We start from the raw sequence: 25895 nt of genomic DNA, 5'->3' as shown, positions 1-25895 counted from the left end.
GTCACTACCGTGAGAGCCGCTATTGGTCTATTTACCCTTCTTCTTCGCGTTGGCCACGGTCTTCGGGCGGCTCTCAGCCGCGGCCTTCGACGCCTTGCCGGGCACCGGGGCCGACACCTTCTCGACCTTGCCCTTGCTGGCGGGCGCCGCCGCCGGTTTGTCAGCCTTGCCGCCCGGCTGGGAGACCTTGACGATGGCAGAGTGGCCGCGCCCTTTCTTCTTATCGTAGCGCGAATCGCCGCGGGCGTCTGCGGCATGGACGCCAATCTTCTGCACACTGCCGCCTTGCACATCGGCGGCGATCTTTTCGGGACCCGGCTCGCTCGGTACCGGCTTGCCGACCGGCACGTGCAGCACGACCACCTGGCCGCGCGAAACCTGATCGCGACGGGTCTTGTTCCAAGCCTTCAACTGACCGACCGACACGCCGTAGCGCAAAGCGATGGCGGCCATCGACTGATTGCGGCGCACACGGATCAGCATCTTGCGCGTGTCAGGTACGTCGGGCTCCATCGCGAGCACCGCGCTTTCGGCGATGTCGGCGCTGATGTCCTCATCGTCGTCCGAGCCGCGCGGCACGACGATCGTCGAGCCCGGCTTCAGGCGCATGCCGACCGGAATCTTGTTCACTTCCATCAGCGTATCTGCGTCGACGCCGATCTTCTGTGCGATCGCCGCGGGTGTCGCCCGTGCGTCGACGGTGTAGGTCGTCCAGGACGACAGCGAGCCCGAGTACGTTTTCAGATTGCGCTCGAACGCGGACGCGTTGTCGAAAGGCAACAGAATCTGCGGCTGCGTCGCGCCGAGAATCACCGGCTTCTTGAACGACGGGTTCAGCGAGCGGAACTCGTCGGTCGACATGTTGGCAAGCCGTGCGGCGACGTCGACGTCGATATCGTGCGAGGTCGTGACCGTCACGAAGTACGGGTGGTTTGGAATCGGCGGCAGCGTGAGCCCGTACATCTGCGGGTTCATCACGAGGTTCTTCACCGCCTGCAGCTTCGGCACGTAATTGCGCGTTTCGTTCGGCATGCGCAAGCTCAGGTAGTCGGTCGGCAGACCAGCCGCCTCGTTGCGCGCGATCGCGCGCTGCACGTTGCCCTCACCCCAGTTGTACGCGGCGAGCGCGAGTTGCCAGTCGCCGAACATATCGTGCAGCTTCGACAGATAGTCGAGCGCGGCACTGGTCGACGCGAGCACGTCGCGGCGCTCGTCCTGCCACATGTTCTGCTTCAGGTTATAGGTACGACCTGTGCCCGGCATGAACTGCCACATGCCCGCCGCCTTGGCGACCGACAAAGCCTGCGGACTATACGCGGACTCGATGAACGGCAGCAGTGCGAGCTCGGTCGGCATATGGCGCGACTCGAGCTCCTCGACGATGTGATACAGATATTTCTGCGAGCGCTCGGTCATGCGCTGCACGTAATCGGGACGTTGCACATACCAGTTGAGCTGCATGTCGACGAGGTCGCTCTGCAGGTCTGGCATCTGGAAGCCACGGCGAATGCGGCCCCAAAGATCGGCGTCCTGGCTCGTCAACTGATTGACGGAGCTCTGGTCGACATTGATGGTTTCTTTAGCGGTGGCGTTCTTGCGAAGTGCGTCGGCTACGGCTTGCTGGCTGGCGGGGTTATTGGCGGTATTCGTCGTCGGTCCCTGACTCGCGCACGCGGCGAGTGTCAGGACCAATAACGCGCTTAAGATAAATCGCATGAACGTCTCGGTTTCCACAAGGGCTGGAATTTGCAGCCGATAGTACGAAACGTCAACGTTTCCGTCAATTGGAAAATCAAGAAAAAAATCAACCAAATCTGGGGCTTGGCGAATTTTTCCGATTCATCGCGTGAAGAACTGCCGAATGCGCTCCGGATCAACGGAAGCGGTTCTTCCATTCGCGCATCAATGTGAAGGCCTTCAGCCTGTCAGAGACCGTTTCGTGCAATTGTGCTTCGAGATTCGACTGGATCGCCGGCACGTCTGCACGCAGGAACGGATTGACCGCGCGCTCGTGCGCGATCGTGGTCGGCAGCGTCGGCTGGTGGCGGCCGCGGAGTTCGATCGCCTTGTCGCGCCACGCCTGCAGTTCCGCGTTGTGCGGCTCGCAAGCGAGCGCGAAGCGGATGTTCGGCAGCGTATATTCGTGCGCGCAATGCACTTCGGTTGCGCCGGGCAGCGCGGCGAGCGCATCGAGCGAATTCAGCATCTGCTGCGGCGTGCCTTCGAAAAGGCGCCCGCAACCGCACGCGAACAGTGTGTCGCCGCAAAACACGTGCGGCGTGCCGCGCGTATCGGCCGCCTGGAAATAGGCAATGTGTCCGCTGGTGTGACCGGGCACGTCGAGCACGCTGAATTCGAGTGCGGGTGCCGCGATCGTCACCTGATCACCGCTTTTGAGACGATGCGTAAGATGCGCAATCGCCTCGCCGGCGGGGCCGTAGACAGGCACGTCCTGGCCGTTCAGCAGATCGGCCACCCCGCCGACGTGGTCTTGATGATGGTGCGTGAGTAAAATAGCGCTCAGCCGCCAGCCTCGTTGGGCCAGACAGGCGCGCACAGGGGCGGCTTCGCCCGGATCGACGACGACCGCATGATGTCCGTCGGCAATGACCCAGATGTAATTGTCTTCAAACGCCGGGACCGGCACGTACTCGAGCGCATTCATAGGCGACGCATTTTTAATATGACTGACCGAGCGATTATAGACTGGCCCGCCTGGACCGATTCGCCGCCAGGCCGCTACGTGCTCGACTGGGAGCAAACCCAGCTCGATCGCGTGGTGTCGGACGTGTTCGGCTATCATGCGCTGCAACTCGGCCTGCCGCAGCTCGACGCGCTGCGCGAAAACCGCATGCCGTGCCGCGGCCTCGTGCTCGACGCGGCGAGCGGCGCGAGCGCGCCGTACACGTATCCGCCGGCGGCACGTCGCGCCAGCGTCGGCGGCATCAGCGGCGCGGGCAACCCTGGCGGCGACAATCCAGCCAACGCGGCGCCCGGCGCGCCGGGTCCGCACGCGCCGGCCGGGCGTAGCGCGGTATGGTGCGACCTGCTCGATCTGCCGTTCGAAGCGCAAAGCGTCGACCTCCTAGTGATGCCGCACACGCTCGAATTCACCAGTGACCCGCATCGGCTGCTGCGCGAAGCCGAACGCGTGCTGGTGCCCGAAGGCCAACTGATCATCCTTGGCTTCAACTCGTTGTCGCTGTGGGGCGTACGGCAATCGATCGGCAAGATGACGGGCCGCCCGTTCGTGCCTTCGGCCGTCGACCTGATCGCGTTCACGCGCCTGAAGGACTGGATCAAGCTGCTCGGCTTCGACCTTGAACGCGGGCGCTTCGGCTGCTATCGTCCGCCGCTCGCGAGCGATCAATGGCTCGCGCGCTACGGCTTCATGGAGGCCGCCGGCGACCGCTGGTGGCCGATTTTCGGCGCCACCTACATGATCAAGGCGATCAAGCGCGTGCGCGGCATGCGTCTCGTCGGGCCGCTCAAAGTGAAAAAGCCCGTGCTCGCGGCAGGCCTCGCGCCCGCCGCCACCCCGAACACACGTAACCACACCGAATGACTCCGGACCACATCGACATCTATACCGACGGCGCCTGCAAGGGCAATCCCGGCCCTGGCGGCTGGGGCGCGTTGCTGCGCTTCGGCAACCAGGAAAAAGAACTGTTCGGCGGCGAGGCCAACACGACCAACAATCGCATGGAGCTGATGGGCGTGATTTCCGCGCTCGAGGCGTTGAAGCGCCCATGCAAGGCGATCGTGCACACCGATTCGCAATACGTGCAGAAAGGCATCAGCGAGTGGATTCACGGCTGGAAGAAGAAAGGCTGGGTCACCGCGGCGAAGCAGCCGGTCAAGAACGCCGATCTATGGAAGCGGCTCGATGCGCTCGTCGCACAGCACGAAGTCGAATGGCGTTGGGTGCGCGGTCACAACGGCCACCCGGAAAACGAGCGCGCCGATCAGTTGGCCAATCGCGGCGTGGCATCGCTCGCCGAGATGTAACGAGCGTGCGCGCATCGGCCAACGACGCGCGCCGCCCTCTTCGCCTTTTTTCTGCACTTTTTTCGAAGCAGGCTAATCCGACATGCGTCAACTGATCCTCGACACCGAAACTACCGGCCTGAACGCCCGCGGCGGCGACCGGATTCTCGAACTCGGTTGCGTCGAGCTGGTGAACCGCCGGCTGACCGGCAACAACCTGCACTTCTATATCAACCCAGAGCGCGACAGCGATCCGGGCGCGCTCGCGGTGCACGGCCTCACGACGGAATTTCTGAGCGACAAGCCGAAGTTCGCGGAGATCATCGACGAGTTCCGCGACTTCATCCAGGGTGCGGACCTGATCATTCACAACGCGCCATTCGACATCGGCTTTCTCGACGCCGAGTTCGCGCTGCTCGGTCTGCCACCGGTGAGCACGCACTGCGGCGAGATCATCGACACGCTCGCGCAAGCCAAGCAGATGTTCCCCGGCAAGCGTAATTCGCTCGATGCGCTGTGCGACCGCTTCGGCATCAGCAATGCGCACCGTACGCTGCACGGCGCGCTGCTCGACTCGGAATTGCTCGCCGAGGTCTATCTGGCGATGACGCGTGGCCAGGAAAGCCTCGTCATCGATATGCTCGGCGAAGCACAGGCCGGCGGCGATATACATGCGCCGCGTGTCGCGTTCGACTCGCTGGAATTGATCGTGATCGCCGCGAGCGACGACGAAGCCGCCGCGCACGAAGCCGTACTCGACGATCTCGACAAGGCGAGCAAAGGCGCGAGCGTATGGCGTCTCGAACCCGCGCCAGCAGCTGATGAGCAAACTGCTTAAAAAAGACTAGACGAACCCCAAATTCCCTGACATAATCTCAATCTCTTCGGGTGGTTAGCTCAGCGGTAGAGCACTGCCTTCACACGGCAGGGGTCACTGGTTCGATCCCAGTACTACCCACCAGATTCTTGGTGTGTCGATCACCGAAGAAAAAAGGGCTTACGCAGCAATGCGTAAGCCCTTTTTCTATTTGCCGGCAAAAACATCGCTTGCGCAGCACGCGATTCCACTGGCTGTAGAACCACGTCGTTCCGTAGGATGGCGAGCGCCCCGCACTGTTGCTATATTCGACAGACGGGCATTCGCCCGGTCCGGCTCTGTCCGGTTTCTCCATCTTGAACCATCTCAGGGAGGCGCCACATGTTCGCAGTGCATCGCGCGCTCCCTCACATGGTCCCACGACCGTCAGCCCGTCCGCCGCGACCTTGAATGCCGCAGCGTCGTAGCTGATGCGCCGCCGTCCCGACAGGCGCGCTGCGTTCACTCCAGACAGTCCGTTGTTCCGCTGCCGTTGTTTGCCGCCGTATTTTTTCGCGCGTTCCCGCGCACATTCCGGCATCCGCTGGCTGTCTACCTTTTTTCGCTTCTGACTGGAACCTCGGCGCACTCGTACGGCGCCGGGTCGAAAGCAAATGGCCAACAAAAAACTCGACTTTCGCGGACAAGCCTTCAAGGATGTCCTCGGCTTCACCTTCCGTCACTGGGCACAACAGCCGTGGCGCATCGTCGTGATTGCGGCGCTCGCGCTGCTCACGGCGGGCGCGGACATCCTGACGCCGGTTTTCGCCGGACGTCTCGTCGACGCAATCGCGGCCGGGCCGGCGTCGTCGGCGCCCGTCTGGCATCACGCGCTCGAGGCCTTCGGCGTGCTCGCCGCGCTCGGGCTCACCGCGACGCTGCTGCGCCAGGGCGTGTACTTCAACATCATCCGCTTCACGCTGAAGATGATGAGCGAGATCGCTGCACGCGCTTTTCATCGCGTGCAGCGCTTTTCGACCGACTGGCACGCGAACAGCTTCGCCGGCTCGACCGTGCGCAAGATCACGCGCGGCATGTGGGCGCTCGACCTGCTTAACGACACGCTGCTGATCGCGCTGCTGCCGTCGCTGGTGATGCTGGTCGGCGCGACCCTGCTGCTCGGCTCGCGCTGGCCGATGATGGGCGTCGTCGTCGGCATCGGCTCACTGCTGTACATCGGCGTGACCGTGACGGTGTCGCTCGGTTTCGTCGCGCCGTCCGCACGTCTCGCGAACGCGTGGGACACGCGCATGGGCGGCGCGCTCGCCGATGCGGTCAGCTGCAACGGCGTCGTCAAGGCTTTCGGCGCGGAAGCGCGCGAGGAAGCGCGCCTCGGATACGTGATCGGCAAATGGCGGCAGCGCACGCGCCGCACGTGGGTGCGCGGCACGCTCAACGGCGGCCTCCAGGGCGGCATGCTGGCCGCGATCCAGGCCGCGATTCTCGGCGTGGCGCTGCTGCTGTGGGCACGCGGTGAGGCGAGCGTCGGCGACATCACGTTCGCGTTGACGATGTTCTTCATGCTGCAAGGCTATCTGCGCGACATCGGCATGCACATCCGCAACCTGCAGCGCTCGGTCAACGACATGGAGGAACTGGTGTCGCTCGAAAGCCAGCCGCTCGGCATCGAAGATCGTCCCGGCGCCGGCCCGATCGCGATCCGCAACGGCGAAATCCGCTTCGAGCATGTGTCGTTCCACTATGGCGCGCACAGCCGGCCGCTCTACGACGACTTCTCCATCCGCATCGCGCCGGGCGAGCGCGTCGGGCTGGTCGGTCATTCGGGCTCGGGCAAGACGACCTTCATCAAGCTGATCCAGCGCCTTCACGACATTTCGGGCGGCCGGATCACGATCGACGGCCAGGACATCGCGCAGGTCCAGCAGACGTCGCTGCGCAGCCAGATCGCGATCGTCCAGCAGGAGCCGGTGCTGTTTCACCGCTCGCTTGCCGAGAACATCGCGTATGGACGGCCCGGGGCGAGCCGCGCCGACATCGAGCGCGCCGCGCGGCTCGCCAGCGCGCATGACTTCATCGCTGCGCTGCCGAACGGCTACGACACGCTGGTCGGCGAGCGCGGCATCAAGCTATCGGGCGGCGAGCGTCAACGCGTCGCGATCGCGCGGGCGTTTCTCGCCGACGCGCCGATCCTGATTCTCGACGAAGCCACCTCGAGCCTCGACAGCGAAAGCGAAGTGCTGATCCAGCGCGCGATGGAGCGGCTGATGCAGGGGCGTACCACGCTGGTAGTCGCGCATCGGCTATCGACGGTGCGCGCGCTCGACCGGCTGCTCGTGCTGGACGAAGGCAAGGTGATCGAGGAAGGCAGCCACGACGCGCTGATCAAGCGCGACAACGGCTTGTACCGTCGCTTGTTCGAGCGTCAGGCGCTGGAGTTGATCAAGGGGCTCGGCGAGCCGGAACTCATGCGCGAGTCGGCAGCGGTCAAAGCCGACCGGGTCGACGATTCTGGCTTGCTGGTTGGCTAGCGTGACGCAGGCGTGCTCGAGGCGCCACGCTTGGCGCGCACCACCAGCCCGTCGCAATGGAAAGAAGGCCCGCCGCGCTACACCGCGCCGGCGGGCAGTCCGATGCCGCGCGCCATTCCGGTCGCCGCAAACACCATCAAAACCAGCAGCACGGTCTGGATCACGCTGAAATGCGCGTAGGAACGCGCCTTCTTCAGATTCGGCGCCGCGCCGCTGCGGATCGACGCGCGCCAGCGCATCAGGCCGAGCATCGTGGGCACTTCGAGGATCAGGATCAGCACCAGCAACGTCATCTTCACGTGAAAGAGCGGCTCGTGCAGGTAGTAGTCGGCGCCCTTCTCATAGCCGCCGAACACGCGCATCAGGCCGGTCACGATCAGCACCAGCGCGGCGATGCCCCAGCGTGAATCGGCGCGAAACACCGAACGCAGCGCGGCAGGCACCGATGCGCGACGCAGCGACCACGTGCGTCTGAGAATCGACGCGAGCGCAAAGCCATAAGCAAGCAGATGAAGGGCGGCAAGCAACCAGCGAACCAGCATAGCGACTCCTGCGAAAGACGCGATACGATCGATGAGTGTCCCACTCGCCCGCCAGCAGGCCGGGCGGCTTGATTGCATTATCGACGAAGCTTCGCTTCGGGATGCGTGCAATGGCCACGCGATGTGACCGATAGCACAAAACGTGCAGCGTCAGACTTGGCGCAGCGTCGAGTCGAGCGCGCGAGCGGCGACGCGATCGCCTTCGGTCGTCAGCGCGGCGCGGAAAACGGTCTGCCGGTTATGCCCAGCGGCGGCCGGCGAATCCCACAGCAACTCGACCTTCGGACGAACGCCGAACGTGCTGCGCGCCAGCGAGGGCGCCGCGACCGCCGGCATCGGCGCCGCCGACGCACCGGCCTCGCCCGCCGCGCCGAACGCAACTGCGGGCGCGGGCGCCGGCGTCGCGCGCGCATCGGAACCGCTCGCCCAGCGCACCGACAATTCGCGCGCATCGTATTGCCCCACCTTGCGCCGCTCGGCCCACACGACGACAGTGCGCGTCACCGGATCGAGCGACACCGCGTAGCGGCCGATCGCAAAACGCCGCGCCGCCACATTGGTGCGCCACAACGGCAGCGGCCGGCAGATCCACAAGACGATCGCATACAGCACCGGCGCAGCGACGAGCCAACCGTTGGTGGCCGCCACCGCCTGCATCGCGCGACGCCAGCCCGCGCTCGCGACGAACGCGCCGACCGACCACAGCGCAAACAGAAAGCCGAGGAACGCAAACAGGCGCAGCGCCTGACGCAGCCATTGCGGCAACGGATGGAACGGACGCTCGGCGACGGCGCGCGCGCCCGGCAGGAAGATCAGCAGGAACAGAAAGACGAGATTGATACATGCCCACGGTGAAGACGCCATCGCGGTCAGCGCGGTGGTCAGTCTCATCTCGGACATCGAGAAAAGCCAGCGGGCGGCGAGCACGAGACCGATGGCGCGCAACGTAAAAATCGTTCCGGCGCCGGGCGCGGCGTTCGCGCGCGTCTCTTTCGTTCTCGCCAAGGCATCCTCCTGTCGTCGGCGGCACCGCAGCCCAATTTGCGGCACGGCAATTATAGGGATATTACCGAGCCTGGCTCGTTCGCGCCGCGCGGAAACCGGTATTTTCATCGGTGCACCGACGAAAAACGCGGCGCGCATGCAACAACGCCCCGCCGGCAACATGCCGGCGAGGCGTTCAGAGCAGCGAGGGAAGCATGGTTCCCGCCGCCAGCGTCTTATCCGTCGCGAAACAACCGCGGCGAATCAAGCGCCAATCAGCCCGCGTTGACTTCGCGCAGCACCGTGCGATGCTTGCTGCGCAGCAGGTCTTCGTAGACTGCGACGTAGTTCTTCGCCATCACCTTCGACGTGAAACGTGCTTCGAAGGCTTTGCGCACGCCAGCGCGAGGCAGCGTGTGCAGACGCTTGAGCGCAGCGACCGCGCTGATTTCGTCTTCAACGACGAAACCCGACACGCCATTTTCGATCACTTCCGGCACCGAACCGCGGTTGAACGCGATCACCGGCGTACCGCAAGCCATCGCCTCGATCATCACCAGGCCGAACGGCTCCGGCCAGTCGATCGGGAACACCAGCGCATGCGCGTTGCCGAGGAACTCACGCTTTTCGGCTTCGCCGATTTCGCCGATGTACTCGACATGCGGGAGCGCCATCAGCGGCTTGATCACTTCTTCGTAATAGGCACGGTCGGCCTTGTCGATCTTGGCGGCGACCTTGAGCTTCATGCCTGCCTGGCCGGCGATGCGGATCGCGCGGTCAAGACCCTTCTCCGGCGAAACACGGCCGAGGAATGCGAGGTAGCCCGGTTCGACGTCGGGAATCGGCGTGAGCACGTTTTCCGGCAGGCCGTGGTAGACGGTTTGCAGCCAGTTCGCCTGTTGCAGCGGGATGCGCTGGTTGTCGGAAATCGACACGACCGGCACGTCCTTGAACGTATTGAAGATGGGCTGCAGTTCCGGCAGATCGAGACGGCCGTGCATCGTGGTCAGGAACGGCACCGGCTGACGCGCGAATAGCGAGAACGGGTAGTAGTCGATGTGGAAGTGCAGCACGTCGAATTCGTCCGCGCGGCGGCGCACTTCTTCGAGCAGCAGCATATGCGGCGCCATCACGTCGCGGATCGTCGGGTCGAGGCGCAGCGCCTGCGGCCAGAAAGCTTCGAGCTTCGCCGAGGTTTGCGAATCACCGCTTGCAAACAGCGTGACGTCGTGGCCCTGCTCGACCAACGCTTCGGTCAGATTGGACACCACGCGTTCCGTACCACCGTACAGCTTGGGAGGAACCGCCTCGTGCAGCGGAGCGATTTGAGCGATTCGCATATTGACGAACTCCTAGTAAAAAATCAGGCAAAAGTACTGCGATTGGAAAAAGCGACTCGCTTGCTCGCCAGGGCAGTCTGGCCGGAGATACCGGCGCGGGCCTGATTCTTTTGAGAAATCCAGCGATGGATCGCTTGGGTCACGAGCCCAGACAAGTGGATCAGCGTCTGCGCATGTGCGAGTAAACGCGCATGGGGCACCTACGTTGACAAACTGTCAGAAAATTTGCCGGGGCTAACGAGCACGCATTATCGATGCCCGAATTGTCGCCGCACCACAACATTTCAAAGTCTTTACGTTGTTACAAACGCGAAACACTTTGCAAACCCTTGTTTTCAAAGACAGTTCTACAGTATCGACGAGGTTAGGCGAGGCACGGCGTACCGAGTCGGTGAGCTCTCACGCATCCAACGTTGCGGGTAGGCATTGCAAAATTGCTACGGCCCGGTTGAATGCAAACTGTAATTATATCTCGAAATTTTCCGCGATCTGCCCGAATGGTCCGTCGGCTGGTGTGTCGAGACGACGCAGATCGCGGAGGTCCATCGCGAAATCAATCGCGTCAAAGCCCGGATACACAGGGCGCAATCGTCTTTGCATGTTTACAATGCGAAGCATCGGCTTCACGGAGCGATGCTTGTCCGTGTGGTCCGCGCATTGCATGCACAACCCGCAACACATCGATCTCAGCTCAATTGGAACACTTGACTATCGCCCAGCGAAACGCCGAGAACGCAAAGCTCGCGAGCTATGCGCACCGGCCGCTTGCGTTTCTCTTCCGCTTTATCCGCCGCCATCCGGTCGCGCACGCGATCGTGCTGTGCAGCGTGTTTGCGGCCGTGGGCTGTGCACTCGCTTCGCAATACGCGATCAAACATCTGATCGACGTGCTCGGCGGTGGCCGCCATCATCCGGGGCCGTTGTGGGGCGCGTTCGCGATCCTCGTCGGACTGATCGCCGCCGATAACCTGTTATGGCGGGTCGGCGGCTGGTTCGCCGCGCACACGTTCGTCGCCGTGACCGGCGATTTGCGGCGCGACCTGTTCCAGTACCTGAGCGGCCATTCGCCGACCTACTACGCCGAGAAGCAGCCCGGCATGCTGGCAAGCCGGATCACCGCGACCTCGAACGCCGTCTACACCGCCGAGAACACCACCGCGTGGAACGTGTTGCCGCCGTGTATCGCCGTGCTCGGCGCGATCGTGATGATCGTCTCGGTGAACCCGCTGATGGCCGCCGGCCTGATGCTGTGTTCGGCGATCCTGGCGATCGTGCTCTACAAGCTCGCGGGCCGCGGCTCCGCGCGTCACCATAATTTCGCGACCAAGGCGGCATCGGTCGACGGCGAGCTCGTCGACGTGATCAGCAACATGGGCCTCGTGCGCGCGTTCGGCATGACATTCCGCGAACAGCACCGTTTTGCGTCGACGGTCAAGTCGGAAATGGACGCGCGCCAGCAAAGCCTGCTGTACCTGGAAAAGCTGCGTCTGCTGCACGCCGTGATCACCGCACTGCTGTCGGCCGGCCTGCTCGGCTGGGCGCTGTGGTTGTGGGACCAGGGCCGCGCGACCTCGGGCGACATCGTGCTCGTCAGCTCGCTCGGTTTCACGATCCTGCACGGCACGCGCGATCTCGCGGTCGCGCTCGTCGACGTCACCCAGCACGTCGCGCGACTCGCGGAGGCGGTGCGCACGCTGCTCGAACCACACGGCATGCCCGATCGGGACGACGCGACCGAACTCGTGCCGCAGGGCGGCCGCGTCACGTTTGACGCTGTCACGTTCGCCTATCCGCGCCGCCGGCCGATCCTCGATCACTTCGACCTCAATATCGAGCCGGGCCAGCGCGTCGGCCTGATCGGCAAGTCGGGCGCCGGCAAATCGACGGTGCTCGCGCTGCTGCAGCGCTTTTACGACACCCAGGGCGGCGCGATCAAGATCGACGGCCAGGATATCGCGTCGATCACGCAGGACAGCCTGCGTCACGCGATCGCGCTGGTGCCCCAGGACATCTCGCTGTTCCATCGCACGGTGTACGAGAACATCGCGTACGGCCGCCCGGAAGCGAGCCGCGAGGAAGTGCTCGCCGCGGCGCGCGAGGCGCGTTGCGCGGACTTTATCGAAGCGATGCCGGAAGGCTACGACACGATCGTCGGCGACCGCGGCGTGAAGCTGTCGGGAGGCCAGCGCCAGCGCATCGCGATCGCGCGCGCGATTCTGAAAAACGCGCCGATCCTGCTGCTCGACGAAGCCACGTCGGCGCTCGACAGCGCGTCCGAGGAAGCGATCCAGAAGGCGCTCGACCGCCTGATGGTCGGTCGTACCGTGATCGCGATCGCGCACCGTCTGTCGACGCTGAACAACTTCGACCGGATCATCGTGATGAGCGCCGGCAAGGTCATCGACGACGGCTCGCCGGAAGAACTGCGTCAGCGTCCGGGCCTCTATCGCGACCTGCTCGCAAAGCAGTATGGCAAGGGCCAGACGCTGCATATCGGCGGCAAGAAGGTCGACGAACAGCACGTGGCCTGACGCCACGCAGGGTCCAGGCGCTGCGCGCCGCATGCAAAAAGCCGCTCCAGGGAGCGGCTTTTTGCTGTCTGGCTTCGCGGCTAGCTTAGCCGGTCACGCTCTCGCGCGCCGCCCTCTTCCGCCCGGCGCGAGCCGCACCCGTGGCCGCGCGCGCCTTCCCGCTTCTAGCGCGCTTCGCGCGATCGACGCCCTGCAGATCGCGCATGAAGTTATCGCGCCACACCGACACGTTGTTCTCACGCAGCTGCGCCATCATGTCGCGATAGCGCGCCTGCCGCTCGGCGAGCGGCATGTCGAGCGCCTGCGCCAGCGCCTCGGCCATGCCGTCGATATCGACCGGATTGACGATCAGCGCGCCGTCGAGCTCCTGCGCCGCGCCCGCGAAGCGCGACAGCACCAGCACGCCGGGATTCTCCGGATCCTGTGCCGACACGTATTCCTTCGCGACGAGGTTCATGCCGTCGCGCAACGGCGTCACATAGCCGACGTGCGCGGTGCGGAACAGCGCCGCCAGCACCGAGCGCTCGTATTGCTTGTGGATGTACAGGATCGGCGTCCAGTCCAGCTCGGCGAAACGTCCGTTGATCCGTCCGGACTCGCCTTCGAGCTGCAGCCGGATGTCCTGATACGCGTGCAAGTCGGCGCGCGTCGGCGGCGCGATCTGCAGGAACGACACCTTGTTGCGCTGCGCGGCCGTATGCTCGAGCAGGCGCTCGAACGCGCGGAATCGCTCGACCAGCCCCTTCGAATAATCGAGCCGGTCGACGCTCATGATCAGCTTGCGCGAATGCAGCGTCGCCTTCATCGTGCGCACCGGCTTGCCGCGCTCGCCCGCCTTCGCGAGCTCGGCAATTTCATCCGGATAGACGCCGATCGGATAGGCCGACGCGCGCAGCGTGCGGCCGAATGCATGCACGGTGAGCGGACCTTTCGGCGACGCGTCGGTCGAGCCGCCCGCCTCGTTGATCACGTAGTCGCAGAACGCGCGCAGATCGGGGCCGGTCTGGAAGCCCAGCAGGTCGAACGAACACAGCGCCTCGACGAGCTCGCGATGCGGCGGCACCGTCAGCAGCACCTGCGCGGCCGGAAACGGAATGTGCAGGAAAAAGCCGATGCGGTTCTTCACGCCTGCGGAGCGGAGCGCCTGAGCGAACGGGATCAGGTGATAGTCGTGCACCCAGATCACGTCGTCTTCGCGCAGCAGCGGCAGGAGTTGCTGCGCGAGCCAGGCGTTGACGCGGCAGTAGCCTTCGAAGTCGTGCCGGTCGTAGTGCAGCAGGTCGGATCGATAGTGGAACGCGGGCCACAGCGTCGCGTTCGAGAAACCGCGGTAGTACTGGTCGTAGTCGCGGCGCATCAGCGGGACGGTCGCGAAGGTCACCGGACCGCGCTCCTCGAGCTTGATCTGCGGCTGGCCGGAGCTGAGCACGTCGCCGCTCCAGCCGAACCACATGCCGCCAGTCTCTTTCAGCGCGTCGTACACGCCGACCGCCAGACCGCCCGCCGCCGGGCCGCCCTCCGAAATGGGCGCCACCCGGTTCGAAACAATGATCAGTCGGCTCATGAAGCGCGATTCCCGATGCAGTATGTTGTTTTCGTTGAACGTCGCACCGGCGTCATGCGCCGCGCGCCGCCGCGACAATCGTTTCGAGCCAGTCGAGCAGTGACGACACCGACTCGACGCGCGTGCGCGCCATCGTTTCGCCCGCGCCGACCTTGATCGACAGACCGCCACGTTCGTTGACGACCGCGAAGCCCTTCTCGTCGGTCAGATCGTCGCCGGCGAACACGGGCGTGCGGCCGGTGAACGGCAGCTCGTCGAGGAACGCCCGCGTCGCGCGGCCCTTGTCGACGTCCTTCGGCTTGATCTCGTAGACCATCTTGCCGGGCTGCAGCACGTACGACGTGGGGTAATCGGCGACGAGCCGCTCGGTTGCCTCGCGCGCGACCGGCTCGCGGTCCGGCGCATTGCGGTAGTGCAGCGCGAGCGCCGCGCCCTTGATCTCGAGCAGCATGCCCGGGTGCTCGTTGACGACCTGCGCGAGCACCTGCTCCATGCGCAACAGGCGCTGGTCGTGAAAGCCGATGCGCTGCGTGTCGCCGTTCGCATCGCGCCGCTCGGCGCCGTGCAGACCAGCGACCGGTAGATCGGGCATGCCGAGAAAACTGTCGATGCTGTCGATGCCGCGCCCCGACACCACCGCAACCGCGCCATTCGTCAGACTGCGCAGTTTGCGCAGCAGATCGATCACGCGCGGCTGCACGAGCACGCCGTCCGGCGTGGGGGCGAGTTCGACGAGCGTGCCATCGAAGTCGAAGAAAAATGCCGTCTCACTCGGAGACAGAACAGCCGGAAGTGCTTGCATTGCCTAGGTTCGCCTTTCAGCCATCTGGGGCCGGAAAAGTGTGCGCATCTTACCGCGCATCGGTCAATTTTTCGAGAAAGTAAGCCGGGACTCAAGCCCGGCGCGCCGTTTGCCCGCCCGCTCGCGGTGATTGCATTCAAAAGCGCAACGATCGGGCTTCGCCCGACCTTCAGCTTGCTGCGTCAAATTGACTCGCATATCGTGCGCCCGGCGCGCCCCGCGACGCTGGCGCCAATTTTGCGCTACAGTCGCTGCCACGCAGACCGTCGGCGTAATGGACATCGTTGCACCTGCCGCTCAATTTCGTGCCGCGCGCGAATCTTGCACGGCATGACGGGCGACGGTGCGCCTCCCCGCACCATCGATTCGTGTGGCCTGCTCCCAATCGAGTCATTGAACCCTGCTTTGTTCCCGATCTTCCCGCCCCGACGCCCGCAGCCAAACCTGTCCCGCTCACGATCCGACCGGCCCATGCACCGGTTGACGAACGGGGTAGCACGCCGGTTGGCGGCGGCGGCGCTGGGCACGCTGGTCGCGCTCGTCACACTGACCGGTTGCACGCAGCGCGCCGAGCCCTGGCGGCTGACCAACGTGACCGGGCACCTCCCGGATCTGGACTTTACGTTGACCGACGACACCGGCAAGCCCGTCAATGCCGCTTCGTTCAAGGGCCGCACCTCGCTGGTCTACTTCGGCTACACGCATTGCCCGGACGTCTGCCCCGAAACGATGGGCCGTCTGATGCTGGTGCTGGGCAAGCTCGGCCCCGAGGCGCAGAAAGTGCGCATCCTGTTCATCACCGTCGATCCCGCGCGCGACACGCCGCGGGCCTTGCACGACTATGTCGGCGCATTCGACGCGCAGCACGCCGAAGGGCTGACCGGCACCGACTGGCAGATCGAGTCGCTGGCGAAGCGCTATCGTGTTGCGTATCAGATGGAAAAGCGCGACCCGAACGGCAACTACGAGGTCACGCACAGCTCCGCCGTCTATGTGTTCGACAGCCAGGGCCGCGCGCGCCTGCTCGCCACCGATCACGACACGCCCGATGCGATTGCTAAGGACCTGCGCCGCATCATCGATGACCAATCCTGATTCTTCTTTGATCCCACTCCATTTCATCATGACGATCAAGCTCAAACCATTCGCTTCCCTCGCCTGCACGCTCGTGTTGTCTTTCGGCGTCGCGTCCGCCGCCCACGCGGCCGATGCTCACGCGATCAGCATCAAGGACGCGTGGGTCCGCTGGCTGCCGAACAACCTGCCCGCGGCCGGCTATGCGACGCTCGTCAACGCAAGCGACAAGCCGATCGACCTCGTTGACGTATCGAGCGACGACTACGGCGACGCGATGCTGCATCAAACCGTATCGAACGGGTCGACCCAGAAGATGGTGATGGTCGACAAGCTGACGGTGCCCGCGCATGGCCAGGTCGCGATCACGCCGGGCGGCTATCACCTGATGCTCGAGGACGCGAAGCACAAGGTTGCGCCGGGCGACACCGTGCATCTGACGCTGAAGTTCTCCGATGGCGAAACCTTGAGCGCACCGTTCGCGGTCAAAGCGCCGGGCCAGGCCAAGTAAGCGGCAACACGGGCCGCCGCCACCGCACACGCCACCGCCATGAACCTGCTCTACTGGCTCGATCCGTGGGAGTTTTCGCCGACCGTGGTGATCGCGTTGCTGATTCCCGCGATCCTGTTCGTGCGCGGCGCGCGCAAGGCGCGGCTGTCGTTCGCGCGGCGTCTGTCTTTCTGGTTCGGGCTGGTCGCGCTGTATGTCGTGCTGCATACGCGGCTCGATTATTTCTTCGAGCATGAGTTCTTCATGCATCGCTTGCAACATCTGGTGCTGCATCATCTCGGGCCGTTCTTCATTGCGCTGTCGTATCCGGGCGCGGCGTTGCGCGCGGGCATTCCATTGCGCTGGCGACAGCGTTTCGTGCGGCCCGCGCTGCAGACTCCGCTCGTGCGCGGGGCGCTCGACGTCGTCATGCACCCGGTCGTGGCGGTCACGCTATTCGTCGGGCTGATCTATTTCTGGCTGCTGTCGCCGATCCATTTCATCGCAATGCTCGACTGGCGGATCTATCGCGTGATGAACTGGAGCATGGCGATCGACGGTCTGCTGTTCTGGTGGCTCGTGCTCGATCCGCGCCCGGCGCCGCCAGCGCGTCTGTCGCCGGGCAAGCGCGTGCTCGTCGTGATTGCGGCTATTCCGCCGCAGATCATCCTCGGCGCGTTCATCTTCTTTACGCCGCACGAGCTGTATCCGATCTATTCGATCTGCGGCCGCGCGTTCACATGGCTGAGCCCGATGCGCGATCAGCAGATCGGCGGGCTGCTGCTATGGATTCCGGGCTCGATGATGAGCGTTGTCGGCGCGCTGATCGCGCTGCGTCACTGGATGCGGCTGTCGGCGCGCGGACGCCTGCGCGCCGAGCGGCGCGCGAAAGCGGCGCGCGGGCTCACGCATGCTGCGTCGACGACCGCGAACGGGCCTCGCTGACCCGTTTACAAGAAGGTTGAACTGACCGGCTCGCGTTCAGAGCGAGCGCATCCACACATGCGGGATGCCGTCTTCGTCGTGAATCTCCGAGACCGGCTCGAAACCGAACGCACCGTAAAAGCCTTGCAGATGCGCCTGCGCGTGCAGGCGGATCAGCGTATCGGGCCACTGCGCACGAATGTGCGCGAGCGAGCGTTCGAGCATCGCATTGCCGAGACCGATGCCGCGAAACGACGCGGTGGTCAACACCCGGCCGATGCGTACGTCGGCATCCGTCGCATCGGGCAACAACACGCGCAAATAGCCGGCCAACGGCGACGGCGCCGCTTCTCCGCCGGTGCCATACGCGAGCAGATGCCAGGCTTCGACGTCGAGCCCATCGATATCGCCATACACGCAGTTCTGTTCGACGACGAATACCGCGCTGCGGGCGGCCAGCATCTCATAGACTTCGACGCTCGTGAGGTCCGCGAACGGCTTCCAACGCCATTCGAGTTCGGTGAGCCGCGTGGCGGCGGTGTGCTGCAAATCAGTCATCGGTAGCTTTCAGGGTCAATGCGCGACAGCGCGGGCAACGATCCGTAATTATGCCGCGCGTGCCTGGGTTGGGCCATCGCACGGGTCGGCTGGAGATTGGCCGCGAGTCGGGCGCCCGTCAGTGCCGTTGCGCCGAGCGCGCCTTCGACGCCTGCTTGTGGCTATACATCGCCGCATCGGCCGCAGCGAGCAGTTCGGCGACCGTGCCGTGGCGCGTCGGCTCGTACGTCACCTGGCCGACGCTGAAGTGGATCTGATAGCCGGGCAGCAGCTCGGCATTGCGTTGGTCGAGCAGCTGCTCGAGACGCTGCGTCACCTCATGCGTCTCCGCGTTGCTGGCGCCGGTAAGCAGCGCGACGAACTCGTCGCCGCCGAGCCGCCCGATCACGTCGCTTTCGCGCAGCGCGGTACGCAGCACCTCGGCGAAGGCCTGCAGCGCGCGGTCGCCCTCCGCGTGCCCGAGCGTATCGTTGATCTGCTTGAAATCGTTCAGATCGAAGAACAGCAGTGACGCCGGCTTATCCATGCGCCGACAGACGTTCAGCGCGTGTTGCGCGAGCACTTCGAAACCGCGTCGGTTCGACAGCAGCGTGAGGTCGTCGAGCGTGGCCAGCTGGATCGCGGCGAGTTCCTGTTCGGCCATGCGCGCGAGGTCGCGCAGCAACGCGCGATCTTCGTCATCGAGCATGCGCGGCTTCGTGTCGAGCAGGCACAGCGTGCCGACCTTGCCGCCGTTCGCAACCTGCAGCGGACAGCCTGCGTAGAAGCGGATGTGCGGTTCGTCGGTGACGAACGGATTGTCGTTGAAGCGCGGATCGGCGAGCGTGTCGGGCACCATGAAAATATCGTCGCCGAGAATGGCGTGCGCGCAAAACGACACGTCGCGCGAGGTCTCGCTCGCCTCCAGGCCAATGCACGATTTGAACCACTGCCGGTTCGCATCGACGAGACTGACGACGGCGATCGGTACACCGAACAGCCGCCGCGCGAGGCGGGTCAGGCGATCGAAGCGCTCTTCCGGCGCCGTGTCGAGAATATGCAGTGCGTGCAATCCGTCGAGACGGGCGCTTTCATTGCTGGGGATCGGAGGAACAAGCATGAAGTGAGGTCGGCGGGTGTCGGATGTTCTAGCGGGTAAGGATTAGTGTATAGCGGCATTCCGGCGCGTGGAATTGAGGAAACGGCCAGTCGTCCGGGCGGTCGACACAGCCGTGTACAGCCGCGAAATCCGCGCACGCGCTCAGAACACTGCTTGCACGGGTCGCGCGAGACAGTCGAGCAGGTTGTCGGGGCCACACAGATGCAGCGCGCCGACGACCACCAGCGTGCGCTCGCGCACGTCCAGCAATTCGTTCAGCCGCGCGGCCCATGCGCGATTGCGCACGTCGAGGATCGCCTGACGGATGCCGGGTAGATTGAACATCGGCGATTCGACGGCGATTTGCTGTATCACTTGCAGATCGCCGTCCAGCCACGCCCCGTGCATCCGTTCGAGCGTGCGTTGCGGCTCGCCGCGATCGGCCATCAGCATGTCGAGCGCGGCGGCAATGGCTTCGAGCGGAATCGATTCGAGCGCGACGGCGACGTCCTGCGCGGACTCGAGATAGCGGTACGGCTTCGCCTGCGCGATCGCCGAGCGCAACATGCGCGGCTCGACACCCTCGACGACCTGCTGCAGCAGCGTCGGCGCGACGATCAGCGCGGCCCACGGACGCAGTGTTTCAAGCGGCGCCAGCAGACCAGCGGTTGGCCATAGGGCCTGCAGTTGGGTCCAGGCTTCGTCGCGCATCAAGGGCCGCAGTTGTGCGGCAGCGGGGTGTGCGTCGGCTTTGAGGAACGGCAGGATCGTCGCTGGATCGGACTCGAGCACGAGCGTGTCAGCCCAGTCATAGGCCTCGGCGATCCATGGCGGCGTTCGACGGCTGGTCGCAGGAAACAGATGCATCGAGCCGAGCAAGCGGACCTGGGTGCCGGTGAATTGGAAATACATGCGGCTTCAATGAAAGCGGGCGATGACGATGCTGTGATTCTATCGTCCGTTCCGGATGCGGCGCGACGGCAGACTTTGTCCTTCTCCGCGAGCCGGACACGCCATTAGTCTGAATGCGCTGCTCATGTGTGAGCAGGAGTCAAACGCGGTAATAGCGATGCACCGAAAAATGCGGTCATGCCGGTTCCTGAACAACGTCCCCCTGCCGTCAATCAAATCCGCGCTCCATTTCTGATCGATTCGAAGCAACGTCTACAGCACGCGGCGGGATCGACCGGTCCTCTCGCATCGCTGACGACGGTCGGCAAAAGCTGACGAAAGAGGAATAGAAAAAAGAAAAGCCCCGACAAGTCGGGGCTTCTCTTTACATCAAAGACTGGAGGCGCGAGCCGGAGTCGAACCGGCCTAAACGGCTTTGCAGGCCGCTGCATAACCGCTTTGCTATCGCGCCGCAAGCGGACTGGAACCTAGACACGGGTTCGCAGATTTATCTGGTGGTTACCAGAAGAACCGAAGCTCTGGAAAGTTCAGAACGACCGGCCTTCCAAACAAAAAGGGAAGCGTTGCTTCCCCTGATGTATGGAGCGGGAGACGAGGCTCGAACTCGCGACCTCAACCTTGGCAAGGTTGCGCTCTACCAACTGAGCTACTCCCGCATTGAACTGCTTCACACCGCGCTGCGTTTTTTACTTCGCCAAACAACGCGATGCTTCGAAAACTGGAGCGGGAAACGAGGCTCGAACTCGCGACCTCAACCTTGGCAAGGTTGCGCTCTACCAACTGAGCTATTCCCGCGTCGTACTGCATTCACTGCTACTTCTTTGCTGCGTCTCCGGTGTTTCGCGTTGCGTGCATCGGAGAAACGAGATTATGGAGAAACGACTGAAACGTGTCAACCCCTTTGGCCCATCAGTTTTTAAGAAAATATTTCGCTCGTAGTAGCGCGGGGTTCGAACACACTTTCGCGTCCCCGCGCTCCTTCTGTTCACACCATCACGCGACACCACCGCGCTCGCGAATCTGCGGCCACGCGAGCTTCATGTAGTACAGCATCGACCAGATCGTCAGGAACGCGGCCAGATAGATCAGCCACAGGCCCCACACCCGCGTATCGACTGTCACGCCGCCGCCGAGCGACAGCGGACCATAGAACAGCAGCATCGGAATCGCGACCATCTGGCAAGCGGTCTTGAACTTGCCGAGCGAGTTCACCGCGACGCTCTTCGATGCGCCGATCTGCGCCATCCATTCGCGCAGCGCCGAGATCGCGATTTCGCGGCCGACGATCACGAGCGCGATCGCCGAATCGATCCGCGCGAGCTGCACGAGCACGAGCAGCGCCGCGGTCACCATCAGCTTGTCGGCGACCGGATCGAGAAACGCGCCGAACGCCGAGGTCTGATTCCATTTACGGGCCAGAAAGCCGTCGAACCAGTCGGTGAGCGCCGCCAGGATGAAGATCGTCGCGGCCGCGAGATTGCGGTGCGCGGGGCTCATCATCATGTCAGGCAAATAGAACACACCGACGACGAGCGGAATCAGCACGATCCGCAGCCAGGTCAGGAATATCGGGAAATTAAACGGCATGGGGCAGGCGCAGCGTCTGACGAGTGAGTTGCAATTGTGCCGTGTCGCAAGGCCTGCCACAAGCAAGCGGCCCGGGCATGGCCACGCGGGGGCGGCAAGCGGGCCGCGCCCGGCGCGTGGTTTGCGGAGTCGGCGCCAGCCGGCGCATCCGCCGCGCGACGCGTCAGCTCCGGCGAGCGGTCGTGTCGACAACAGCGCGGCCCGGCCCGTCGATTCAATGCAGTTGCCGGTAGATCTGCTCGGCAAGCGCCTGCGAAATACCCTCGACGCTCGCCAGATCCTCGACGCTCGCGGCCACCACACCGCGCAAGCCGCCAAAGCGCGCGAGCAGGCGCTGACGCCGCTTGGCCCCCACCCCTTCGAGTTCTTCGAGCCGCGAGGTCTGGCGCGTCTTGCCGCGCTTGGCGCGCATGCCGGTGATCGCGAAGCGGTGCGCTTCGTCGCGGATCTGCGCGACCAGCATCAGCGCGGCGCTTTCCTTGCCGAGTTCCAGCGGCGTACGGCCGTCCGCGAAAATCAGCGTCTCGAGACCGACCTTGCGCCCCTCGCCCTTCGCGACGCCGACTAGCATGCCGGTGTCGAGCCCCAACTCGGTGAACACCTGCCGCGCGATCTCGACCTGCCCCTTGCCGCCGTCGATCAGCACGATGGTCGGCAGCACGCCGCCGGCCGCGGCGGGCTCGGCGGCATCGGCGGCGAGCGACGGATCGGCGGCCGCATCGCTTTGCGATTCGGCGGCTTCGTCGCTCGCGTTCGCGGCGGCTTGCGCGACCATCTTCTCGTAGCGGCGCGTGAGCACCTGGCGCATCGCCGCGTAATCGTCGCCGGGCGTGATGCCGGTGATGTTGTAGCGCCGATACTCGGACGACTGCATCTTGTGATGGTGATACACGACGCACGACGCCTGCGTCGCCTCGCCCATCGTATGACTGATGTCGAAGCATTCGATGCGCAGATGCGCGAGGTCGTCGCACTCCATGCCGAGCGTGTCGGTCAGCGAGCGCGTGCGCGCCTGTTGCGAGCCCTGCTCGGACAGCAGCCGCGCGAGCGCGAGCCGCGCGTTCTGCTCGGCCATCGCGAGCCACGCGCGCCGCTGTCCCTGCGGTTGACGCAGCACGCTCACCTTGTGGCCTGCCTGCTCGATCAGCACGTCGACGAGTTCGCGCGCCGGCGCGTGGCTGACCACCAGCACCGGCGGCACGCGATTGCCGAGGTAATGCTGCGCGATGAACGCTTCGAGCACTTCGGATTCGACGCCGCCGGGCGCGCGGCCTTTGCGGCCCTTCGCCGCCGGGCCGGATTCCGGGCGCCCGTCGGCGCCTTCGTCCACGCCTTCGTCGCTGATGGCGTCCGCGGCCGCTTCGGTAGCCTCGTCGAGCGCTTCTTCGTCACTACCATCGGTGTCTTCGTCTTCCGACGGCATGTCCTGCGCGATCGCGAGCGCATCGGCCGTGGCCCTCGCCGCTTCGGCCGACGGCGCGACTGCCTGCCCCCCCGCCGATGCACCGTCCTGATCGCCGTCTTCTTCGAGCCCGCCTTCCTCCGCCGTCAACGCGCTCTCCACGTGCGTGGGAAAGTACGCCTTGTCGCCGAGATGCCGCCCGCCGCGCACCATCGCGAGATTCACGCACACGCGGCCGCCTAGCGCGACCACCGCGAGAATGTCGACGTCGCTATCGCTGCCGACTTCGATCGCCTGCTGATGCAGCACCGTCGACAGCGAGCTCATCTGGTTGCGCACCGCCGCGGCCTGCTCGAATTTCAGCTCGCTCGCGAACGCGTGCATCTTCTGCTCGAGCTCCCTCATCACCTCGCCCTGGCGGCCGAGCAGAAAGCGCGACGCGTTGGCGACGTCGCGCGCGTAATCCTCTTCGCTGATATTCGCGACGCACGGCGCGGTGCAGCGGCCGATCTGATGCAGCAGACACGGCCGCGTCCGGTTGTTGAACACCGAGTCCTCGCAGGTGCGCAGCTGGAACACGCGCTGCAGGATCTGGATGCTCTCGCGCACCGCCCACGCGCTGGGGAACGGACCGAAGTACTGGTTCTTGCGATCGACCGAGCCGCGGTAATAGGCCATGCGCGGAAACTTGTGACCGGTCAGCTTCAAGTACGGATACGACTTGTCATCGCGAAACAGGATGTTGTACCGCGGCGTGAGCGCCTTGATCAGGTTGTTTTCGAGCAGCAGCGCCTCGGCCTCGGAACGGGTGACCGTCGTCTCGATACGCGCGATGCGCGTGACCATCATCGCGATGCGCGGCGACAGCTGCGTCTTCGTGAAGTAGCTCGATACGCGCTTCTTCAGATCGCGCGCCTTGCCGACATAGAGCACCACGCCGCTCGTGTCGTAATAGCGGTACACGCCGGGCAGATGCGGCAGTTGGGCGAGCACTTTTTTCGGCTCGAAGGTGTCGGGGGCGTCGGTTGCTTCGGGTTCGGTCATGCGGGATCGATTGGGGTGGGACTGTCTCGCGCCGCCTCGCCGCTTGCACCGATTACGTGGATTGCGCGGATTGCGCCGATTGCCCGGCACTACGCGCCGGGGGTCGTGTCGCGCATCGTGCCATGCGGCCCGCGTGGCGGACAAACGGCGCGCGCGATCGCGAGCGAGGCTTTAGAATCGCCAGTTTAGAACATTCCGCGTTCGTTCGAACCCGCTCCGCGTCGCCGGAGTCACCAAGCCAGCCGAGCCGCCATGTCCTCCGTCGCGCCCGCTTCCGGATCACCCGCTGCCCCTGCCAACCCGGTCGCCTGCGATATCTACTGCGCGGTGATCGACAACTTCGGCGACATCGGCGTGTGCTGGCGCCTCGCGCGCCAACTCGCGCACGAGCATGGCTGGCAGGTGCGCGTGTTCGTCGACGATCTGCATGCGTTCAAGAGGTTGTGCCCGTCGCTCATGCTCGAGCGTGCGCGGCAGACGCTCGACGGCATTGTCATCGAGCATTGGCACGAGCCGTCTCACGCAGGCGATACGCTCGAAGTCGCCGACGTCGTGATCGAGGCGTTCGGCTGCGAATTGCCGCCCGTCTATATCGCGGCGATGGCAAAGCGCGCGCGCGCGCCGCTGTGGTTCAACCTCGAATATCTGAGCGCCGAGGACTGGGTCGCCGATTTTCATTTGCGGCCCTCGCCGCATCCGCGCTACGCGCTGAGCAAGATCTTCTTTTTTCCCGGCCTCGGCCCCGGGACCGGTGGCGTCCTGAAGGAGCGCGATCTCGACGCGGCGCGCGCCGCGTTCGAAGGTTCACCGGCCGCGCGCACCGACTGGTGGCGCAACGTCACGGGCCACGCGCCGCCGCCCGCCGACGCGACCGTCGTTTCCCTGTTCGCATACGAAAATCCGGCGGTCGACAGTCTGCTCGAACAATGGCGCGACAGCGCAAGCCCGATCGTGCTGCTGGTGCCCGAAGGACGCATTTCCGGCGCGCTCGCGCGTTTTTTCGGCCTACCGTCATTTGCAGCAGGCACCCATGCGATGCGCGGCAACCTCAGGGCGCACGCACTCGCTTTCACCGAACAGCCGGGCTACGACGCACTGCTATGGGCGAGCGACATCAATTTCGTGCGCGGCGAGGACTCGTTCGTGCGCGCGCAGTGGGCCGCCAAACCGTTCGTCTGGCACATCTATCCGCAGGCCGACGACGCCCATCTGCCAAAGCTCGACGCCGCGCTCGCGCACTACACGCGCACGCTGTCGAGGGACGCACGCGCCGCGCTCGGGCGTTTCTGGCACGCGTGGAACGGCGCCGGTCAGCCGGACTGGGCGGAATTCCAGCGCCACTATCCGGCGCTTAAGCGGCGCGCCGCCGCGTGGTCGGTCGAACTCGCGCAAGTCGGCGATCTCGCCGGAAATCTGACCTCGTTCGCAAAAACTCAGTTAAAATAAGCGGTTATCCAACGGCCGACGACGCAAGCGCGGCCCGATTCGAGCAACAACCCCATGGTCAGCCCGTCTGACCGGTCCCCTCGAAAAACACAGCACGTGTCCCAATCTCCTGGTCGGGCACGCGAATGTCAAAAAAGGGACGTATGTTTGGGCGTATTGCAGATCGGCGCCACTCGTGTACACGCCCGAACAGGGTAAAACTCAGGTAACGGACAGGTGGAAACGCCGGGGCATCACGCCGCGGATTTTCGCCGTGAGCCGGTCCCGTTTCACGCATCCGGGCTG

The 25895-nt window shown here is 64.4% G+C and carries 21 protein-coding genes and 4 tRNA genes; 10 read left to right on the top strand and 15 right to left on the bottom strand.

The window, feature by feature from the left end; translation table 11 throughout:
• Window positions 1–27: 27 nt before the first annotated feature.
• Both QFZ94_RS17750 and gloB read right to left on the bottom strand, forming a co-directional pair.
• Entirely contained in the window at window positions 28–1716 is a 1689-nt protein-coding gene (locus QFZ94_RS17750) for a transglycosylase SLT domain-containing protein (protein WP_429458509.1), read from the bottom strand.
• A gap of 157 nt (window positions 1717–1873) precedes the next feature.
• Window positions 1874–2665, bottom strand: a complete 792-nt coding sequence (gene gloB, locus QFZ94_RS17745; protein ID WP_429458507.1) for a hydroxyacylglutathione hydrolase — start codon at window positions 2663–2665, stop codon at window positions 1874–1876.
• 18 nt (window positions 2666–2683) lie between these two features.
• Here gloB and QFZ94_RS17740 point away from each other — a divergent pair, with 18 nt between their 5' ends.
• The 5 genes from QFZ94_RS17740 to QFZ94_RS17720 all read left to right on the top strand — a co-directional run bounded on the left by QFZ94_RS17740 (window position 2684) and on the right by QFZ94_RS17720 (window position 7332).
• A complete protein-coding gene (locus QFZ94_RS17740) occupies window positions 2684–3565 on the top strand; it encodes a class I SAM-dependent methyltransferase (protein ID WP_429458505.1) in 882 nt (293 codons plus the stop codon).
• On the top strand, window positions 3562–4008 hold the full coding sequence (gene rnhA, locus QFZ94_RS17735) for a ribonuclease HI (RefSeq protein ID WP_176105530.1): 447 nt from the start codon (window positions 3562–3564) through the stop codon (window positions 4006–4008). The genes QFZ94_RS17740 and rnhA overlap by 4 nt, the downstream gene beginning before the upstream one ends.
• Window positions 4009–4090: 82 nt before the next feature.
• Window positions 4091–4825 carry a DNA polymerase III subunit epsilon gene (dnaQ, locus tag QFZ94_RS17730; RefSeq protein WP_368585235.1) on the top strand — a complete coding sequence of 245 codons (735 nt, stop codon included), beginning with the start codon at window positions 4091–4093 and terminating at the stop codon, window positions 4823–4825.
• Window positions 4826–4873: 48 nt separating this feature from the next.
• Window positions 4874–4948, top strand: a tRNA-Val gene (locus tag QFZ94_RS17725).
• Window positions 4949–5457: 509 nt separating this feature from the next.
• Window positions 5458–7332 (top strand): ABC transporter ATP-binding protein, encoded by a 1875-nt coding sequence (locus QFZ94_RS17720; RefSeq protein WP_429458502.1) that lies wholly within the window; start codon window positions 5458–5460, stop codon window positions 7330–7332.
• Between the two features lie 77 nt (window positions 7333–7409).
• On the opposite strand, the gene QFZ94_RS17715 is transcribed toward QFZ94_RS17720, so the two are convergent.
• From QFZ94_RS17715 to QFZ94_RS17705, 3 genes are all read right to left on the bottom strand, one after another.
• Complete coding sequence (locus QFZ94_RS17715; RefSeq protein WP_176105484.1) at window positions 7410–7874, bottom strand: DUF2214 family protein; 465 nt, start codon at window positions 7872–7874, stop codon at window positions 7410–7412.
• Window positions 7875–8024: 150 nt separating this feature from the next.
• Window positions 8025–8879, bottom strand: a complete 855-nt coding sequence (locus tag QFZ94_RS17710; protein ID WP_410849548.1) for a hypothetical protein — start codon at window positions 8877–8879, stop codon at window positions 8025–8027.
• 254 nt (window positions 8880–9133) lie between these two features.
• Window positions 9134–10198, bottom strand: coding sequence for a glycosyltransferase family 4 protein (locus QFZ94_RS17705; RefSeq protein ID WP_176105482.1), 1065 nt, complete (start codon window positions 10196–10198; stop codon window positions 9134–9136).
• A gap of 695 nt (window positions 10199–10893) precedes the next feature.
• Here QFZ94_RS17705 and QFZ94_RS17700 point away from each other — a divergent pair.
• The gene (locus QFZ94_RS17700; protein ID WP_368585231.1) at window positions 10894–12729 is read left to right on the top strand and encodes an ABC transporter ATP-binding protein; all 1836 of its coding nucleotides are present in this window, start codon (window positions 10894–10896) and stop codon (window positions 12727–12729) included.
• 85 nt (window positions 12730–12814) lie between these two features.
• Here the strand turns inward: QFZ94_RS17700 and otsA are convergent, their stop codons facing one another.
• Entirely contained in the window at window positions 12815–14293 is a 1479-nt protein-coding gene (otsA, locus tag QFZ94_RS17695) for an alpha,alpha-trehalose-phosphate synthase (UDP-forming) (protein ID WP_429458499.1), read from the bottom strand.
• Window positions 14294–14345: 52 nt separating this feature from the next.
• The gene (gene otsB / locus QFZ94_RS17690) at window positions 14346–15095 is read right to left on the bottom strand and encodes a trehalose-phosphatase (RefSeq protein WP_410849550.1); all 750 of its coding nucleotides are present in this window, start codon (window positions 15093–15095) and stop codon (window positions 14346–14348) included.
• 471 nt (window positions 15096–15566) lie between these two features.
• On the opposite strand from otsB, the gene QFZ94_RS17685 reads away from it, so the two are divergent.
• The 3 genes from QFZ94_RS17685 to QFZ94_RS17675 are packed head-to-tail and all read left to right on the top strand — an operon-like array spanning window position 15567 to window position 17604.
• Window positions 15567–16190 carry an SCO family protein gene (locus QFZ94_RS17685; RefSeq protein WP_429458497.1) on the top strand — a complete coding sequence of 208 codons (624 nt, stop codon included), beginning with the start codon at window positions 15567–15569 and terminating at the stop codon, window positions 16188–16190.
• A 28-nt stretch (window positions 16191–16218) separates the two neighbouring features.
• Window positions 16219–16680: a copper chaperone PCu(A)C gene (locus QFZ94_RS17680; protein ID WP_410849551.1), complete on the top strand. Its 462-nt coding sequence runs from the start codon at window positions 16219–16221 to the stop codon at window positions 16678–16680.
• A gap of 39 nt (window positions 16681–16719) precedes the next feature.
• Complete coding sequence (locus QFZ94_RS17675) at window positions 16720–17604, top strand: cytochrome c oxidase assembly protein (RefSeq protein ID WP_429458494.1); 885 nt, start codon at window positions 16720–16722, stop codon at window positions 17602–17604.
• Window positions 17605–17640: 36 nt separating this feature from the next.
• On the opposite strand, the gene QFZ94_RS17670 is transcribed toward QFZ94_RS17675, so the two are convergent.
• The 8 genes from QFZ94_RS17670 to uvrC all read right to left on the bottom strand — a co-directional run bounded on the left by QFZ94_RS17670 (window position 17641) and on the right by uvrC (window position 24164).
• On the bottom strand, window positions 17641–18141 hold the full coding sequence (locus QFZ94_RS17670; RefSeq protein ID WP_429458492.1) for a GNAT family N-acetyltransferase: 501 nt from the start codon (window positions 18139–18141) through the stop codon (window positions 17641–17643).
• A gap of 118 nt (window positions 18142–18259) precedes the next feature.
• On the bottom strand, window positions 18260–19240 hold the full coding sequence (locus QFZ94_RS17665) for a sensor domain-containing diguanylate cyclase (protein WP_429458490.1): 981 nt from the start codon (window positions 19238–19240) through the stop codon (window positions 18260–18262).
• Between the two features lie 141 nt (window positions 19241–19381).
• Entirely contained in the window at window positions 19382–20131 is a 750-nt protein-coding gene (locus tag QFZ94_RS17660) for a TraB/GumN family protein (RefSeq protein ID WP_429458488.1), read from the bottom strand.
• Window positions 20132–20508: 377 nt separating this feature from the next.
• A tRNA-Cys gene (locus tag QFZ94_RS17655) sits at window positions 20509–20582 on the bottom strand.
• A gap of 129 nt (window positions 20583–20711) precedes the next feature.
• Window positions 20712–20787 (bottom strand) — tRNA-Gly (locus QFZ94_RS17650).
• 63 nt (window positions 20788–20850) lie between these two features.
• Window positions 20851–20926: transfer RNA gene (locus tag QFZ94_RS17645), tRNA-Gly, on the bottom strand.
• A 198-nt stretch (window positions 20927–21124) separates the two neighbouring features.
• Window positions 21125–21718 (bottom strand): CDP-diacylglycerol--glycerol-3-phosphate 3-phosphatidyltransferase, encoded by a 594-nt coding sequence (gene pgsA, locus QFZ94_RS17640; protein WP_410849555.1) that lies wholly within the window; start codon window positions 21716–21718, stop codon window positions 21125–21127.
• 214 nt (window positions 21719–21932) lie between these two features.
• On the bottom strand, window positions 21933–24164 hold the full coding sequence (gene uvrC, locus QFZ94_RS17635; protein ID WP_429458486.1) for an excinuclease ABC subunit UvrC: 2232 nt from the start codon (window positions 24162–24164) through the stop codon (window positions 21933–21935).
• Window positions 24165–24416: 252 nt separating this feature from the next.
• Between uvrC and earP the strand changes: the two genes are divergently transcribed.
• The gene (earP, locus tag QFZ94_RS17630) at window positions 24417–25610 is read left to right on the top strand and encodes an elongation factor P maturation arginine rhamnosyltransferase EarP (RefSeq protein WP_429458484.1); all 1194 of its coding nucleotides are present in this window, start codon (window positions 24417–24419) and stop codon (window positions 25608–25610) included.
• Window positions 25611–25895 lie beyond the last annotated feature (285 nt).

The sequence above is a fragment of the Paraburkholderia sp. JPY465 genome (assembly GCF_050436725.1).
GTDB lineage: Bacteria > Pseudomonadota > Gammaproteobacteria > Burkholderiales > Burkholderiaceae > Paraburkholderia > Paraburkholderia youngii.
The sequence above is the reverse complement of the archived record's forward strand: the minus strand, read 5'-3'. Positions and strand labels throughout refer to the sequence as shown.